12 protein-coding genes are annotated in these 17,186 nt (G+C 63.0%); 8 read left to right on the top strand and 4 right to left on the bottom strand.

The window, feature by feature from the left end; translation table 11 throughout:
* Positions 1-183 precede the first annotated feature (183 nt).
* A complete protein-coding gene (gene sohB / locus LG30_RS0112755) occupies positions 184-1,191 on the bottom strand; it encodes a protease SohB (RefSeq protein WP_033131077.1) in 1,008 nt (335 codons plus the stop codon).
* Positions 1,192-1,414: 223 nt separating this feature from the next.
* Here sohB and LG30_RS0112750 point away from each other — a divergent pair, with 223 nt between their 5' ends.
* Together LG30_RS0112750 and LG30_RS0112745 are read left to right on the top strand one after the other, a co-directional pair.
* Entirely contained in the window at positions 1,415-2,185 is a 771-nt protein-coding gene (locus LG30_RS0112750; protein WP_033131076.1) for a YciK family oxidoreductase, read from the top strand.
* 89 nt (positions 2,186-2,274) lie between these two features.
* Positions 2,275-3,159 (top strand): LysR family transcriptional regulator, encoded by an 885-nt coding sequence (locus LG30_RS0112745; protein ID WP_033131075.1) that lies wholly within the window; start codon positions 2,275-2,277, stop codon positions 3,157-3,159.
* 129 nt (positions 3,160-3,288) lie between these two features.
* On the opposite strand, the gene LG30_RS0112740 is transcribed toward LG30_RS0112745, so the two are convergent.
* Positions 3,289-4,461: an MFS transporter gene (locus LG30_RS0112740; RefSeq protein ID WP_033131074.1), complete on the bottom strand. Its 1,173-nt coding sequence runs from the start codon at positions 4,459-4,461 to the stop codon at positions 3,289-3,291.
* A 162-nt stretch (positions 4,462-4,623) separates the two neighbouring features.
* Here LG30_RS0112740 and LG30_RS0112735 point away from each other — a divergent pair, with 162 nt between their 5' ends.
* Positions 4,624-5,766 (top strand): MalY/PatB family protein, encoded by a 1,143-nt coding sequence (locus tag LG30_RS0112735; RefSeq protein ID WP_033131073.1) that lies wholly within the window; start codon positions 4,624-4,626, stop codon positions 5,764-5,766.
* 255 nt (positions 5,767-6,021) lie between these two features.
* Complete coding sequence (locus tag LG30_RS0112730) at positions 6,022-7,359, top strand: TAXI family TRAP transporter solute-binding subunit (RefSeq protein WP_033131072.1); 1,338 nt, start codon at positions 6,022-6,024, stop codon at positions 7,357-7,359.
* 87 nt (positions 7,360-7,446) lie between these two features.
* Here the strand turns inward: LG30_RS0112730 and LG30_RS0112725 are convergent, their stop codons facing one another.
* The gene (locus LG30_RS0112725; protein WP_033131107.1) at positions 7,447-8,367 is read right to left on the bottom strand and encodes a LysR family transcriptional regulator; all 921 of its coding nucleotides are present in this window, start codon (positions 8,365-8,367) and stop codon (positions 7,447-7,449) included.
* A gap of 170 nt (positions 8,368-8,537) precedes the next feature.
* Between LG30_RS0112725 and LG30_RS0112720 the strand changes: the two genes are divergently transcribed.
* Together LG30_RS0112720 and ygjK are read left to right on the top strand one after the other, a co-directional pair.
* Positions 8,538-9,794 (top strand): adenylosuccinate synthetase, encoded by a 1,257-nt coding sequence (locus LG30_RS0112720; protein ID WP_033131071.1) that lies wholly within the window; start codon positions 8,538-8,540, stop codon positions 9,792-9,794.
* Between the two features lie 299 nt (positions 9,795-10,093).
* On the top strand, positions 10,094-12,574 hold the full coding sequence (gene ygjK, locus LG30_RS0112715) for an alpha-glucosidase (protein ID WP_033131070.1): 2,481 nt from the start codon (positions 10,094-10,096) through the stop codon (positions 12,572-12,574).
* 74 nt (positions 12,575-12,648) lie between these two features.
* On the opposite strand, the gene tyrS is transcribed toward ygjK, so the two are convergent.
* On the bottom strand, positions 12,649-13,848 hold the full coding sequence (gene tyrS, locus LG30_RS0112710; RefSeq protein WP_033131069.1) for a tyrosine--tRNA ligase: 1,200 nt from the start codon (positions 13,846-13,848) through the stop codon (positions 12,649-12,651).
* Between the two features lie 112 nt (positions 13,849-13,960).
* Between tyrS and LG30_RS0112705 the strand changes: the two genes are divergently transcribed.
* Both LG30_RS0112705 and LG30_RS0112700 read left to right on the top strand, forming a co-directional pair.
* Positions 13,961-15,268, top strand: coding sequence for a peptidoglycan DD-metalloendopeptidase family protein (locus LG30_RS0112705; RefSeq protein WP_033131068.1), 1,308 nt, complete (start codon positions 13,961-13,963; stop codon positions 15,266-15,268).
* Between the two features lie 407 nt (positions 15,269-15,675).
* Positions 15,676-16,821, top strand: coding sequence for an anhydro-N-acetylmuramic acid kinase (locus tag LG30_RS0112700; RefSeq protein ID WP_033131067.1), 1,146 nt, complete (start codon positions 15,676-15,678; stop codon positions 16,819-16,821).
* Positions 16,822-17,186 lie beyond the last annotated feature (365 nt).

Raw genomic sequence — 17,186 nt, 5'->3', positions numbered from 1 at the left:
TGCTCGCTTGTTTGTAACCAAGAGTGCTCACGTATGCCTATACGCTCCGGTTCCTGCGCCGCTCTTTACCTTGCTGACGACCTCTCGCGACAGCTCCTAGACAGGTTCCAAGCCGCAACAAAGCCATAAACGAAGAGCCGGGCGATTGCCCGGCTCTCTTGTTTCAACTCATTGAACGGCGACTTAGCGCCAAGGGCTCTGTTGCCACAGGCGACCGATAGCCGCCTCCAGCGCCTGGGCGCCCTGCTGCCCCAGCCTCTGGGTCAGGCTCTTGGGCCTGCGGTAGCTGATGCCGATCACCTTGTGATGGCTGGACTGAGCCAGCAGGTAGTCATCACTGGTGCTGAGGGTATCCACCAGCCCGAGCTGCTTGGCCTGGCTCGCCAGCCAATGCTCCCCGGTGGTGACCTTGTCGATGTCGAGGCTGGGTCTGTGCTCGGCCACGAATGCCTTGAAGCGATCGTGGATGGCACCCAGCTCCTCACGGAACTTCTCCCGCCCCAGATCATCGTTCTCACCGAACATGGTGATGGTGCGCTTGTACTGGCCCGCGGTGTGCATCTCAAATTCGATGTCGTGTTTTTTCAGGAGCTTGTTGAAGTTCGGCAGCTGAGCTATCACCCCGATGGAGCCGACGATGGCGAAGGGCGCCGCTAGGATCTGGTCTGCCACACAAGCCATCATGTAGCCACCGCTCGCCGCCACCTTGTCGATGGCCACGGTGAGCTTGATATCTCTGTCCCGCAGGCGCTGCAGCTGGGAGGCCGCGAGGCCATAGCCGTGTACCACGCCGCCACCGGACTCGAGACGCAGCAGCACCTCGTCGCCGGGCTGGGCCACCCCTATCACGGCGCTCACCTCTTCCCGCAAGGAGCTCACTTCCTTGGCATCCATGCTGCCGTGAAAATCGAGCACAAACAGTCGGCTGCGCTCATCCGTCGCCTTGGCGCGCTGCTTGTGCTGCTCCTTGCGCTGCTTCTCGAGCTGCTTGCGCTGCGCCTTGCCGGCCAGCGCAGCCTGCAGCTGATGACGCCCCTGCTCCAGCTCGTCGGAGAGATCGGTCACCACCAGCTCCCCCTTGCGGGCCTTGGGGTGGCGGCTGCTGATCACCATCAGGACGATGGCGCCTATGGCCAGCAAGAAGGTGAGGGTTTTGGCCAGAAACAGGCCGTACTCGGTCAAAAATGCCACTTGAAGCTCCACGATGAGTCGGTTTTTTCACATAGTAAGGAGTTTGACGGGATCGTGCAAAACCTCTGCCATTCCCCTCGGGATCTCGCCCCCCATCGGCCCTACCGTCCTGTTTTATTCACATTTTTGCCGTCTCATACTGGTCAAAGGCGGTGCCGGCTCAGTACACTTGCCCCCTTGTTGGTACCGTCCATCTGTCACGAATTTGTTAACAGGAGTCCACATGCTCGATTATCAGGCCCCCCGGGCACTGCTCAAGGACAAGGTCATTCTGGTGACGGGTGCCGGTGACGGCATTGGCCGCGAGGCGGCGCTCACCTATGCGGCCCACGGCGCCACCGTGATACTGCTCGGCCGCACCAGTGCCAAGCTCGAGGCTGTTTACGACCAGATCGAGGCCGCCGGTCATCCCCTGCCCGCCATAGTACCGGTCGACCTGAAAGGCGCGACCAGGAGTCACTACCTTGGCATGGCAGAGACTTTCGCTCAGCAGTTTGGCCGCCTCGACGGCGTGCTGTTCAACGCCGGTCTGCTCGGCACCCTGTCACCGTTCGAGCACATCCAGGAGAAGGAGTGGGACGAGGTGATGCAGGTCAACGTCAAATCCGAATTCCTGCTGACCCAGGCGCTGCTGCCGCTCATCCGTCAGACCGCCAAGGAGCACGGCGACGCCTCCATCGTCTACACCTCCTCCAGCGTGGGTCGCAAGGGTCGCGCCTACTGGGGCACCTATGCCATCTCCAAGTTCGCCATCGAGGGCATGATGGAGGTGTTGGCAGACGAGCTGGAAAATACCCGGGTGCGGGTCAACACCCTCAACCCCGGCGGCACCCGCACCAGGATGCGGGCCAGCGCCTTCCCGGGAGAAGATCCGCAGACTCTGAAGACCCCGGCCGAGCTGATGCCGCTCTATCTCTATCTGATGGGGGCCGACAGCCGCGGCCAGACCGGCCAGACCTTTGTTGCCCAACCGAAAGCGGCCCAGCCCAAATAAATCAACAAAAATAACCAGATAGGGTTAAATTGAAGAGGGGTGTCAGTGGCACCCTGTTGAATCCCATCGGCACCCTGACAGGTTGAACTATGTTTCGTCCCAAGAGCACGTTTGAGCAATGGCGGATCTTTCAGGCCGTGGTGGACTGTGGCGGTTACGCCCAGGCCGCCGAGGCGCTGAACAAGAGCCAATCCTCCCTCAATCATGCGGTGGCCAAGCTGCAACAGAGTCTGGGGGTGGCCCTGCTGGAGGTGCGGGGCCGCAAGGCGGTGCTGACGCCGGCGGGGGAGATCTTCCTCAAGCGGGCTCGCCAGCTCAGCCAGCAGGTGGAGGAGCTGGAGAATCTGGCCAACAACCTGGAGCGACAGTGGGAGCCGCAGATCAATCTGTATGTCTCCGTGCTGCAACCCAGGGAGCGGCTCTATCGGGCGCTGGCCAACTTCTATCCCCGCAGTCGGGGTTGTCGCATCAACCTGCACGAACGGATCCACTGTCACTTCAATGCGCTGCAGGTGGGGGATCTGATGCTCTCCGAGCACCTGCCTCTCGATCGCACCGGCCTGCCGCTGGACGAGGTGTGCCTGCTGCCCCTGTGTGCGGCGACCTATCCCCTCGCCAGCCAGGCCGAGCCCATCACCTCAGAGCTGCTCGCCAGCCATAACCAGATAAGCCTGCATCCCCCCATTCACCGCTCGGTGGACTGGAACGATGCGGACGACACCGGCTGGAAGGCGACCCATTACCATGAGGTGTTCACCATGTTGCGGCTCGGCCTCGGCTATGCCTGGTTGCCGCGCCACCTGGTGCAGGAGGAGCTCGCCAACGGCAACCTGGTGCAGCTCAATCTGGAGGGGGGCAGCGAGCGCTACCTCTACACCTACCTGCTCACCCCCTCGACCGATGCGCTGGGACCGGCGGCCGAGCTGCTGCTGCGTTGCCTGCGCAACGAATACCAGGCCGAGAGCGTCAAGTAAGCCCTGCTGCCAGCCCTGCTCACGCCCGCTAGCCGGGGCACAGGGCAGACCGGCCCCTCAGCCTGATTACTCCCTATTTGCCCCCTGCTTGCCCCTGCCTATCGGATCTCGGCGCCAGCCCAGCCAGCCTCACACATTGGGCACACGCCAGCAGGCGGCCAGCGCCGCCAGCGCCAGCCCTGTGGCCACCATGAAGACCCCGTGAAAACTCCAGATCTCCGCCACAGTCCCCGCGATCGCGCCCGCCATGATGGAGCCGGTACGGATGCTGTTGGCAAACAGGGTGGTCGCCACCCCGGCGCGGCCCGGCATCAGATCCTGGAAGTAGGACATGCCGATCCCCGCGACGATACCGATGAAGATGGCGTTGAGCAGTTGCAGCCCGATCAGCGCCTGCTGGCTCGACAGGGTCACCAGCCCCACGTAGAAACCGACCCCGGCCAGCACCGCCAGCAACATCATGGGCCGCTTGCCAAAGCGCCGGGTGTAGTAACCCGCCAGCAGCATGAAGGGGATCTCGAGGGCCGCCGCCGTGCCCATCAAGATCCCGGCGAGCTTCTCCTCCAGCCCCAGCTCGCGGGTGATGTAGAGCGGCATGTTGATGAGGTACATGCTGTTGCAGGTCCACATCAGGGTGGAGGCGATGAACAACGCCCGCACCGAGGGATCCTTCCAACTGCTGACCCGCTCCCCTTCCCCGTTGGACTTGGGCAAGGGCAGGGAAGGCAACCAGCGCCAGACCACGAAGGCGCAGACGAGATAGGCGAAGGCCGAGGCCAGGTACATCACCTCGAAGCCATAGCCGATGGCGAGTGCAAAAGCGGCCGGCGGCCCTATCACCCAGGCCAGGGAGAACTGGGCCCGCAGCACCGAGCTGAACATGTCGGCGCGCTTGTTGCGACTGTCGGCATACTCCCGCGCCAGGGCAAACAGCTGAGGGCTGGCGGTGGCGGTCAGGCTCGCCAGCACCACCCCCAGGCTCACCAGCAGCCAGTATTGGCGGTTCCAGGCAAACAACAGGGAGAGCACTATGCCGGCGAAACAGCAGCGCAGGATCAGTTGCTTGCGATCCCCCTTGCTATCGGATCTATGGCCGAGCCACTGGCTGATGAGGATGCCGATCACGGCGTTGACCGTGTAGAACAGCCCCACCAGGAAGGGGCGAACCTGCACCTCCTCGGCCAGGAACAGGCTCAGGGTGGGCACCTGCAGTGCCACCGCCACCCCGGTCATGAAGGTGACGGCCAGGAAAGAGAGGGAAACGGGATCCGGCCTCTTGCGGGCTGCGGTCAATAAACTCATAGAGATACCATCGATAAGGGAGAGAAAAAGGAGCCAGAAACCGGCAGCTGTATAAAATGACGGCGCTCATTTTATGTCACTATCAAGAGCCACCTCAAGGCTTGCGAGGCCACGTCCAAGTCCGTACATTGGTAAACCCTCTGGCCAGCACAAGGATTTCACATGTTTGATTTTGATCGGGAGATAGATCGCCGCCATACCATGAGCCTGAAATGGGACAAGTACAAGACTCAGGACGTGCTGCCCATGTGGGTGGCCGACACCGATTTTTGCTCCCCCCCTGCGGTGATCGAGGCGCTCACCCAGCGGGTTGCCCACGGCATCTTCGGCTACTCCCGCCCCTCCCCCCGCCTGATCGAACTCATCGTGACCCGTCTGCAGCAGCGCTATGACTGGGCCATCCAGTCGGAGTGGCTGGTCTTCCTGCCGGGCGTGGTACCCGGACTGAACCTGGCCTGTAAGGCCTGGAGCCAGCATGGCCGCGGCATCATCACCCCCAAGCCGGTCTACTACCCCTTCCTGCAGGCGCCGGGCTTCAACGATCGCCCCCTGCTGACCGTCCCCATGATCGAGGAGGCCGGACGCTGGGTGCTGGATCTGATCGAGCTCGAGCGCCAGGCCCCTTCAGCGGATCTGCTGCTGCTGTGCAACCCGCACAATCCGGGCGGTACCGTGTTCACCCGCGAGGAGCTGGAGGCCATCGACGCCATCGCCGAGCGCCACAATCTGGTGATCTGCTCGGACGAGATCCACTGCGATCTGCTGCTGGATAAAGATGCCCGCCACATCCCCTACGGCGCCCTCAGCCCGGCGGCGGCCGAGCGCAGCGCCGTGATGATGGCACCGAGCAAGACCTTCAACATCGCGGGCCTGTGCTGCTCCTTCGCCGTGGTGCCCAACGCGCGTCTGCGACTCAAGTTGCAACAGGCGATGCGCGGCATCAGCGCCGACGTCAACCTGCTGGGCTTCGTGGCGGCGGAGGCGGCCTACGAGGGCGGCGAGCAGTGGCTCACCGAGCAGCTCGACTATCTGTCCGCCAACCTGGCCCTGATCGAGCAGGCGGTCGCCCGCTGGCCCGGCGTCAAGCTGGCCAACAACCAGGCCACCTACCTCGCCTGGATCGATGTGAGCGTGCTCGGGCTGGACGATCCCGTCGCCTTCTTCGAGCAGGCCGGGGTGGGGCTCTCTCCCGGCGCCCAATTCGGCGATGGCCAGTTCGTGCGGCTCAACTTCGGCTGCACCAGGGCGCGGCTGGTCGAGGCGCTGGCCCGCATGGAGAAAGCCATCTTTCAGCGCTGCGTCTGACCAAGGTCGTGCGGTCAAACGCCGGCTGCACCAGGGCCCGGCTGGTCGAGGCGCTGGCCCGCATGGAGAAGGCCATCTTTCAGCGCTGCGTCTGACCAAGGTCGTGCGATCAAACGCCGGCTGCACCGGGGCACTGCTCACCGAGGCCCTTACCCGTATGGAGCAAGCCATTCGGGCTAACATCTGATATAGATGTGACTCATGACGGGATGAGCCTGGCTCATCCCATTTTTTCAGCCATTGATCCGGTTCACTATGCACCCACGAGCCCTGCGCCACCTGTCGCTCCCAAACACAACTCTGCCCTGGCTGGCCGCCTTGCTGGCCAGCGTGCTGGTACTGCCGCTGTCGGCCGCTCCCGTCTATGTCACCATAGGCACGGGTGCGCTCAACGGCGTCTACTACCCGACCGGTGGCGCCATCTGCCGCCTGCTCAACGAAGACAACAGCCAGAATCGGCTGCACTGCACTGTGCAGAGCACTGCGGGCTCCCTCGCCAACCTGGTGGCGCTGGCCAAGGGCGACATCCAGCTCGCGCTGATCCAGTCGGATGTCCTGTACCAGGCGGCCCACGGCAGCGGCCCCTTCGCAGGCCAGGCCCCCAATGATCAGCTGCGCAGTCTGTTCCGGCTCCATCAGGAGTCGCTGACCCTGCTCGCCAGCGCCACCAGCAACATCACCACCCTGGCCGACATCGAGGGCAAGCGGGTCGATCTGGGTAGCCCGGATTCCGGGGACAGAGCCGCCAGCCAGGCGCTGCTCGAGGCCATGGGCTGGCAGGAGAGCAGCTTCGCGGTGCCGCCGGTAGCCTCCCCCGGCAACCGGCTGGAGGGGCTCTGCAACGGCACTCTGGATGCAGCCTTCCTGGTCGCCGGCCACCCCAATCAGGGGATAGGGGATCTGACCGGCCGCTGCAAGGCGCGCCTCATCCCCATTGAGGGAGAGCAGATAGACAAGCTGCTCAAGCAGCACCCCTATTACCAGCGCAGCCGCATCGGCGCCAACCTCTACCCGGGTCAGACCGGTGGCGTCAACACCTTCGCCGTCACCGCCGAGCTGGTGGCGCTGGCGAGCCTGCCCGAGGAGACTGTGCGCACGGTGCGCGACGTGCTCACCAACAACCTCAAGCAGTTCACCCGCTTGCACCCGGCCCTGACCACCCTCACCCTGGAATCCATGCAGGCGGATGACATCATACCGCCTCACCCGGGGATGCAGGATGCGCAACCCAGCCTGCTGCCCGAGTCCCTCAGCCCTTCAGAGGCGGTGGCCACCTCGGACACGCAGCCCACCGCGGTGGACGAGTCTGCCGGCGAGATGGGGGCTCCCTCCCCGGAAGGCGCCCCCGCCACTCAATCCGAACATACCCCTGGCGCGACCTTGCCGACCAGCTCGGCAGCCACGGCAACCGAGCCGGCCGCGAGCCCCGTGCTCGAAGGGGCCGCCGTGGAGCAGGGCGGCAAGCTGACGGGCACCGCCGCCCCCAGCCCCTCAGCCCTGACGAGCGGGGAGCAACCCGCTCAGACGATCCCACCAGCGGAGCCTGCGCCGAGCAGCGCCGCACCGACCGGGGATATCGCTCCTGCACAATGATGCACGCGAGCCCGCAACGAGAGAGGCCACCCAAGGGTGGCCTCTCTTCATCTCGATACACAGTATTTTTCTAATCTGCGCCTGAGCTCACGGCGTGGCGCCCGGCAACGGCTCGGGGCGCTGGATCTCCTCCTCCACCCAGTGCAGCAACTGCTTGATGGCCCGCGACAACACCTGATTCTGGCGCACCACGTACCCTAAGCTGGTGGCGGGGAAGTCGGTCAGCCGGGTCACGGGAGCAGTCAGCTTGAGGCGGGGGTGCAAGGAGAAGTCCGGCACTATGGCGACCCCGAACCCCGCCTCGGCCCAATCGAGCTGGGCGTCCACGCTGCCCACCTCCATGATGCGGCAGGGGGGCAACCCCAAGAGCGGCAAGGAGGGATCGATCAACGCCCGGGTGCGGGTGTCGTGCCCCAGCAGGATGAGCGTGGGCTCGTCCTGGGGATCGCTCTTGCGCTCATCCACCCCGACTCTCGCCCTGCCCTGCCAGCGCGCCAGCCCGTGGCCGAGGGCGCACCAGGTCACCTGCTGCAACTCGGTGTAGGAAAGCGGCTCGCTGCGCTTTTGCGCCATCACGAAACCCAGATCCGCCCTGCCCGTCTTGACCAGCTCCGCCGCCTGATCCGAGGTGGTGTTGAACAGGGTGAGATCGATGCCCGGAAAGGCCTGCTTGAAGCGTTGGAACGGCTGGATCAGCAAGAGGCGCGAAAGGATGTCGCTGGCGGCGATGGCGAGCGTGCCCTGGCTGTGCTGATTGAGAGCGTTGAGATCGGACTGACACAGTTGCAGCTCGTTGATGGCGCGCTCGGCGCTTTGCAGCAGCCGCTCACCGGCCTGGGTGAGCCGAAACGGGCTGCGCTCTATCAGCTTGACCCGGGTGGCCTGCTCCAGATTCTTGAGGTGCAGGCTGACATTGGGCTGGGTCATGTGCAGTTCGGTGGCGGTCTGGCCGAAGTGTTGCAAACGGGCCAGGGTGACGAAGGTATTTAACCAGTGAATATCCAGCATGAAGACGTTCTCATCCAGCACTGGCGCGGCTTGGCGCACCATGGCACGTTGTGTGCCGATAAATTGGCCACAATTATATGACTTCCTTATTGGAATTATAAAGATAATTAATTTTTCTAATCCACCCCAGGCTCCTAGGATGAACGCCTAACGTCTTAGGAGAAAGAGTCATGTCGTCTATCGTAGTCGTAGGTGCTAACTGGGGTGATGAAGGCAAAGGCCGCATCGTCGATTATCTGGCAGGTGAATCCGCCGCCAGCATCCGCTTCCAGGGCGGCAACAACGCCGGCCACACCGTGGTCAACGATCTCGGCACCTTCAAGCTGCACCAGCTGCCGAGCGGTGTCTTCAACCCGGATTGCCTGGTTGTCCTCGGCCCTGGCATGGTCATCAGCCCGGAGCCCCTGACCAAAGAGCTGGCCGAAGTGAAGGCCGCCGGCGTGACTCCCAAGCTCGCCATCTCCGATCGCGCCACCTTCTGCCTGCCGATCCACGCGCTGGAAGACACCCTGGAAGAAGTGCGTCTGGGTGACGGCGCCTACGGCTCCACCCGTCAGGGCATTGCCCCGGCTTACGGTGATCGGGTCATGAAAAAAGCGATCCTGGTGGGCTGGCTGAAACAGCCGGACGTGCTGGTCGAGCGTATTCAATTCTTCCTCGACTGGAAACTGCCACAGCTCAAGGCCCTCTACCCGAGCTTCGAATTCAGCCAGACCGCCCAGGAGATGGCCGACTGGTTGCTGGAAGTGTCCACCCCCTGGCGCGATGCCATCTGCAACGTCAGCGAGCCGCTCAAGGCGATCCAGGCACAGAACGGCACCCTGCTGTTCGAAGCCCAGCTCGGCGCCGGCCGTGACCTGATCTACGGTGAGTACCCCTGGGTGACCTCCTCCCACGTCTCCGGCGCCTACGCCGGGATCGGTGGCGGTCTGCCGGCCCTGCGCCCGGAGCGCGTCATCGCCGTGGCCAAGGCGTTCAGTACCTCGGTCGGTACCGGCACCCTGATCACCGCCATGGAGAACCAGGACGAGTTCCGCAAGTTCGCCAACGAGTTCGGCGCCACCACCGGCCGTCCCCGTGACATCGGCTACTTCGACGCGGTCGCCACCAAGCAAGGCTTGGAAATTCAGGCCGCCAACGAGATCGCCCTGACCAAGCTGGACTGCCTCTCCGGCATGCCGGATCTGAAGATCTGCATCGCCTACGAAGGTGCCAACACCGAGAACCCGATCTGGCCGCAGACCGCCGGTCTCAAGCCGGTGTACGAGTCCATGGAAGCCTGGAGCGAAGACATCTCCCACATCCGCAAGTTCGAAGACTTGCCCAAGGCTGCCCAGCACTATGTGCTGCGTATCGAAGCCTTGCTGGGTGTTCCTGTGCCCATGGTCTCCGTCGGCCCGGGCCGCGATCAGATGATCCTGCGCTAAGCAGCGCGATCCGCTACCGACACAGTCTCGAAACCGGCCTCATGGAGGCCGGTTTTTTTATACCTGACTGCCGCTTACTCGCCCTTCAGATCACCACAAAGTAAATAGTTACTAAAATTAACCCTCATGTAACCTCGTGTAACCCGGTGATCCCGCTCACAAGTCACCGTCCCCACACTGTGACATAGCTCCAATCTTTCCCTATTTCTTGCCATACAATGGCATCTGCAAACGCTTTCACTAAAAACAAGATAAAAAAACACCTACCTCAACCTACAAAATCGTCATTGGAGCGAGATATGTTTCGTAAAAATTTACTTTCCGTCGCCCTCGGCGTCGCCCTGTTTGGACTGGCCGCCTGCAACGGCAATGACTCAAGCGCACCGACCCAGCCCGACGCCACCCTGGCGAACCAGTACAGGAACGTGATCGATCGCACCGGTACCCCGCTCCAGTTCCGTGACTTTGACAGCTACTCCAACCTCAAATACAACCCCCTGCTCGATCTCGGGGCCTGGCACGGTTTCCTGCTGCCCAAAAACGACAGCGAGTGGGGGGGCTTCACCGGTCCCATGGTGATCGCCGAAGAGTACAGCCTCTTCTTCGCAAGGGAGCTGGACAGGCTCAGTCTGGGGGACGAGAGCGGCCGCCAGTACCCCCTCACCAGCGCCAGCAAGCATGAGATTTACGCCATCCCCGGCGCCCTGGTACAGCGCTTCGAGTTCGAGCCCTTCACCCTGGAGCTGGAGCTGCGCTACGGCGATGCCCGCACCGCCCTTGTCCGCACCCGTCTGGTGAACAATCAGGATGCGCCCCTCACCCTGACCCTCAACTGGCAGGGTGAGCTGCTCCAGCAGTGGGATGCCAAGAAGACGGTCGCCGAGCAGTATCCCGACTGGACCCGCACCCTCCGCCAGAGCGAGCAGGGGATCGAGTTCCAGTTCGGCGAACTGCGCAGCACCTGGAACATCATGCAAAGCGGCAGCGCCCGCTATCGCATCGACCGCACCCTGCCCAGCCGTACCACCCTGGATGAGAAGGGGCTCGGCTATGTGAGCGAGGCCAGCCTCACCCTGGCCGCCAAGGGTCAGCAGGATATCTACACCCTGCAGAGCTATGTCCACTCCGCCGAGGAGGCGAGCCACTACCAGCAGAGCCGCCAGGCCCTGCTGGCCAACCCGGCCGACGCCTTCGATGCCTCCATCCGCCGCTGGGAGGGCTACCTCGAGCGCGGCCTCTCCAACCAGGGCATCGCCGAGTCGGAGCGGCGCATCGCGGTCAAGGCGATGGAGACTCTCAACGGCAACTGGCGCTCGCCGGCAGGCGCCATCCTCCACGACGGCGTGACTCCCTCCAACACGGCGCGCTGGTTCGACGGCGTCTGGGCCTGGGACAGCTGGAAGCACGCCTACGCCATGGCTCACTTCAACCCAGAGGTGGCCAAGAACAATGTGCGTGCCATGTATGACTACCAGGTCCAGCCCGATGATCCGGTGCGCCCGCAAGACGCCGGCATGGTGATCGACGCCGTCTTCTACAACAAGCTCGCCGATCGCGGCGGCGATGGCGGCAACTGGAACGAGCGGGACACCAAGCCGCCCCTCTCCGCCTGGGCCATCTGGGAGATCTACAGTGCCACCCAGGACAAGGCCTTCATCGCCGAGATGTATCCGAAGATCCAGGCCTATCACGACTGGTGGTACAGGGCGCGGGACAACAACCACAACGGCATCATAGAGTACGGCGCCACCCGCCACGTCGAGCACAACGACGAGTTCGGCAATATCACCTTCAAGGTGCGATATGGGAGCGGCGTACCGGCCGTGCTGGATCTCGCGCGCTGCACCGACGAGGGGGATGGCTGGTACGGCTGCGCCGGCATGCCGCTCTACCAGCAGGTGCTGAGCACAGGCGGTTACGACGAGATGGACATAGGTGCCCAGCACGGCGCCGGCTGGGAGTCCGGCATGGACAACGCCGCCCGTTTCGGCTTCATCGAGCAGGATCAGCTCAAGCGTTACGCCGACAAGGCCTATGGCGGTGACATCGACAAAGCCCGCCAGGACTGGAACGTCGCCTTCTTCGAGAACCACGAGGGGAGCGGTGAACTGATCGGTTTCTCCATCGATCAGGAGTCGGTGGAGCTCAACGCCTTCCTCGCCAAGGAGAAGCGCATCCTGGCGGACATGGCAGATCTGCTCGGCAAGCCGGACGAAGGGATCCGCTACCGCGACGGCGCGACCCAGCTGGCTGGCTACATCAACGGCTGCCTGTTCGATGAGGCCTCCGGTTTCTATTACGATCGCCAGATAAGCCAAGGCGATGTGGCGGACGGCAACGGCTGCGTCGGCAAGCTGCTGACCGCCCGTGGCCGCGGCCCGGAAGGCTGGAGCCCGCTCTGGGCCGAGGTCGCCGACAAGGAGAAGGCCGCCCGGGTGCGCGAGGTGATGCTCAACGCCCAAGAGTTCAACACCAAGGTGCCGCTCGGCACGGCGGCGCTGACCAACCCGGCCTATGACCCCAACATCTACTGGCGCGGCCGGGTCTGGCTGGATCAGTTCTACTTCGGGGTGAAGGGGCTGGAGAACTACGGCTATCGCGACGATGCCCAGATGCTGGTCAACAAGCTGTTCAGCAACGCCGAAGGGCTGGCGGGCAGCGGCCCCATCCGCGAGAACTACAACCCGGAGACCGGCGCCATGCAGGGGGCCAGCAACTTCAGCTGGAGCTCGGCCCACCTCTACATGCTCTATCGCAACTTCCTGAAAAAAGAGGGGTAATCCCCGCTGACTCGGTAAATGACGCAACAAGAAGGCCTCCAGATGGAGGCCTTCTTTCAATCAGGGAATCGCGCTTACTTGACGGTCACCCGGGCAAACTTGCGCTTGCCGACCTGATAGACGGCGGTGCCGGCAGCAATCAGCGCCTTGCCATCGTCCAGCTTGTCGCCATCCACCTTGACCGCGCCCTGCTTGATCATCCGCAGCGCTTCGGAGGTGGTCTCCACCAGACCGGCATCTTTCAGCAGGTTGGCGATGGCCAGCCCTTCCCCTTCCAGCGCCAGTTCGACTTCCGGCATCTCGTCCGGGATGGCGTTCTTGGAGAAGCGCTGGGTGAAGTCTTCGTGGGCCGCTTCGGCCGCCGCCTCGTCGTGATAGCGGGTGATGATCTCTTTCGCCAGCCAGATCTTCACATCCCGCGGGTTCAGGGTACCGGCTTCGATGCCGGCCTTGAAACCTTCGATGTCCGCCAGCGGGCGGGAGGAGAGCAGCTCGTAGTAGTTCCACATCAGGGTGTCGGTGATGGACATGATCTTGCCGAACATCTCCCCCGGGGCATCGTGCACGCCTATGTAGTTGGCGGCGGACTTGGACATCTTCTTGACGCCGTCCAGACCCACCAGCAGTGGCATCATCAGCACGCACTGGGCGGCCATGCCGGCATCTTTTTGCAGCTCGCGGCCCATCAGCAGGTTGAACTTCTGATCGGTACCGCCGAGCTCCACGTCCGCCTTCAGCGCGACCGAGTCATAGCCTTGCAGCAGCGGATAGAGGAATTCGTGAATGGCGATGGACTGGCCGCCGGAGTAGCGCTTCTTGAAGTCGTCGCGCTCCATCATGCGGGCCACAGTCTGCTTGGCCGCCAGCTTGATCATGCCGGTCGCGCCCAGCTCACCCAGCCAGCTGGAGTTGTACTCGATGCGGGTCTTGGCAGGATCCAGGATCTTGAACGCCTGCTCCGCATAGGTGAGGGCGTTGTGCTTGATGGCCTCTTCGGAGAGCGGCGGGCGGGTGCTGTTCTTGCCGGACGGGTCGCCCACCATGGCGGTGAAGTCGCCGATCAGCAGGATGATCTCGTGGCCCAGATCCTGGAAGGTCTTCAGCTTGTTGAGGATCACGGTGTGGCCGAGGTGAATGTCGGGAGCCGTCGGGTCCATGCCCAGCTTGATGCGCAGCGGGCGCCCTTCCTTCAACTTGGCGACAAGTTCTTCTTCCACCAGAATTTCTTCCGCTCCGCGCTTGATCTCGGCTAGCGCCACCTCGAGCTGGGACATTTTTTGACTCTCCAATCACGATTCCACAGGGCCAGACATATTACTGGAATGGCGGGCCAATTGGAAAGGCTGTAAAATCCGACGCTCTTTCTCTCTCGACCCGTCCGCCTCGATGATTATTTGGAACGCCTTCAACTCTCTTCCCACCTGGCACCGCAAGATGGTGCTGATCCTGAGCATCATGGTGATGATGCTGGCGGCCTGGCCCAGCGAACAGGCGGTGGCCACCCGGGTCAACGATGACGAGCCCCTCGCCGATGCCTCGCCTCTTGATGAAGGTGAGGCCCAGCCCCAGGCCCTGGCACAGAGGGCCGCCAAGCCCAGCTACGTCACCAAGCAGGTGAAGGTGCGCGCCGGCGACAACATGCAGGTCATCTTCCAGCGCCTCGGCCTCAGTGCCAACGATCTCTACCTCATCGCCCAGCTGGAGACCACCAATCCCTTGCGCACCCTGCAGCCGGGCCAGGAACTCACCTTCAAGCTCACCAAGGGCGGCGATCTGCACAGCCTCTACTACCCCCACAGTCTGGAGCAGGCGCTGAAGGTCAGCCGCAAGGCCGAGGGCTTCGTCGCCAAACCGGTCAAGCTGGAGCTCGACACCCGCGAGCAGGTGGCCAGGGGCGAGATCCGCTCCAGCTTCTGGGGCGCCGCCGCCGAAGCGGGCATGACCGAGGATCAGATCATGGACTTGGCCGCCATCTTCGGCTGGGACATCGACTTTGCCCAGGACCTGCAACCGGGGGACAGCTTTCGGGTGGTCTATCAGGACAAGTATCAGGATGACGAGCGGGTCGCCTCCGGCGACATCCTGGCCGCCGAATTCATCAACCAGGGCGCCATCTACCGCGCCGTGCTGAACGAGGATGGCAACTACTACACGCCGGAGGGCAAGGCGATGCGCAAGAGCTTCCTGCGTGCGCCGGTCAACTTCAAATACATCAGCTCCAACTTCAACCCGCGTCGCCTGCACCCGGTCACCGGCAAGGTCCGCCCCCATAACGGCATCGACTATGTGGCACCGGTGGGTACCCCCATCATGGCGGCGGGCTCAGGCAGCGTGGTGGCCGCCGGTTACAACCAGTTCAACGGCAACTATGTCTTCATCAAGCACGCCGGCAACTATGTGACCAAGTACCTGCACCTCTCCAAGCTCAGCGTCAACAAGGGCCAGCGAGTCAAGCAGGGCCAGACCATTGGCCTCTTGGGAGGCACGGGACGGGTCACGGGCCCGCACCTGCACTATGAATTCGTGGTGGGGGGCGTGCACAAGAACCCGCGCACCCTGGACCTGCCTCAGGCGGAGACCCTGAGCGGACGAGAGCTGGCCAGTTTCAAGGCCCAAGCGATGCCACAGCTGGCAAAACTCGACAGCAGCGAGCTGCAGCTGGCCCAGAATAAACGGGACAATAGCGGCAGCTAATTCGCCCATAGCCCCGCTTGTTATGTGCGGGCGAACCGGAAGACCATAAGGAGAAGGCCATGAGTGAGCGCCATATCGGGCTGATGTGGGGTACCGGAATATGTACCGGCATAGATGCGGACGCCCCGCCTCTGTCACTCGTTTTGCACGCATCTTCTCAACACGCAGGGGTACATCATGACTGAACGCTATATCGGGTTGATGTCGGGTACTGACCTGAACGGCATAGATGCAGGCGTCCTGCCTCTGTCACTCGTTTTGCACGCATCTTCTCAACAAGCAGGGGCACATCATGACTGAACGCTATATCGGGTTGATGTCGGGTACCGGCCTGAACGGCATAGATGCGGACGCCCCGCCTCTGTCACTCGTTTTGCACGCATCTTCTCAACACGCAGGGGTACATCATGACTGAACGCTATATCGGGTTGATGTCGGGTACCAGCATGGATGGCATAGACGCCGTGCTGATCGAAGCGGATGGTGATCAGTTGCGGGTCGAGGCGGCCCTCTGCCACCCCTGGCCGAGCGACACCGCCCGCGAGCTGCACGCCCTCTGCACCCCGGGGGAGAACGAGATAGATCGCTTGGGGGTAGCCGATAACCTGATAGCGCGAGAATTTGCCGCCGCCACTCGGGCCCTGCTCGCCAAGGCCGGGCTCGCACCTTGTGATATTCGCGCCATCGGCTCCCACGGCCAGACGGTGCGCCATCGCCCGGCCCTCGGCTTTACCCTGCAGATCGGCAACGCCGCCCTGTTGGCGGTGCTCACCGGCATCGACGTGATTAGCGACTTTCGCACCATGGACATGGCCCTCGGCGGCCAAGGCGCGCCCCTGGTGCCCGCCTTCCATCAGGCCCTGTTCGCCAAGCCCGGCGCCCTGCGGGTGGTACTGAACCTCGGCGGCATCGCCAATATCTCGGTGCTGCCGGGTCATGCCGATGGCGCTGAGGGCGCTGGTTTAAACGGCTCTGGTTTAAACGTCTATGGCTTCGATACCGGCCCCGCCAACACCCTGCTCGATGGCTGGTATCGCCGCCACAACCCGCAAGGCGGCGACTATGATGCCGGTGGTCGCTGGGCCGCCAGCGGCCAACTTATCCCATCGCTGCTAGCCAAGCTGCTGGCTCACCCCTACTTCGCCGCCCCCGCCCCCAAGAGTACCGGTCGAGAGATGTTCACCCTCGCTTGGCTCGATGATGAGCTGGCAGGCAGTGGCTACGCGCCGGTGGATGTGCAGCGCACCCTGCAGGCGCTCACCTGCCACAGTATCGCCCGCCAGTTGCCTGCACTGGACGAGGCGCAAAGCCAGCCCGAGCTGTTTGTCTGCGGCGGAGGCGCCCATAACACCCCCCTGCTGAGCGAACTGGCCAGCCTGCTGCCCGGCTGGCGCATCGCCAGCACGACCGCGCTGGGGATCGCCCCCGACTGGATGGAGGGCGCGGCATTTGCCTGGCTGGCACAGCGCTTTATCCACCGTCAACCGGGCAACCTGCCTGCGGTCACAGGTGCCAGTCGCCCGGCGATATTGGGCGCCCTCTATCCCGCCTGAGCGATAGCCGGGTCACGACCTCTGTATCGACCAAAGCTGAGCAAGGAGGAAAACCAGCCTCCTTGCTCAGCCATCCAACTGTATCCCGCCGGATAACCGCGAGCGCAGGTCGGGCACCACCCGATCTGCACCTGTTCGGCCTCCCCTCCGTCAAGCCATGTTGTCCACTGGGTTATGTCGTCTGTCGAGCAATGCTGCCTGCACCAGCGCCGCTTATGCCGCGAGATCATCGGCGCTCTCATCCTTCCCATCCCCCTTTCTTTTCTCTCCTCCTTTTTATCCTGAGCCTGATATTGCTCGCCCTTGACCTTTTCCCCTTCAATTCACGATTGAAATTTAATGGCATATAACGCCAGCTCTTTGTC

Origin of the sequence: Aeromonas aquatica, from assembly GCF_000764655.1 — a bacterium.
Lineage (GTDB): Bacteria > Pseudomonadota > Gammaproteobacteria > Enterobacterales > Aeromonadaceae > Aeromonas > Aeromonas aquatica.
The sequence above is the reverse complement of the archived record's forward strand: the minus strand, read 5'-3'. Positions and strand labels throughout refer to the sequence as shown.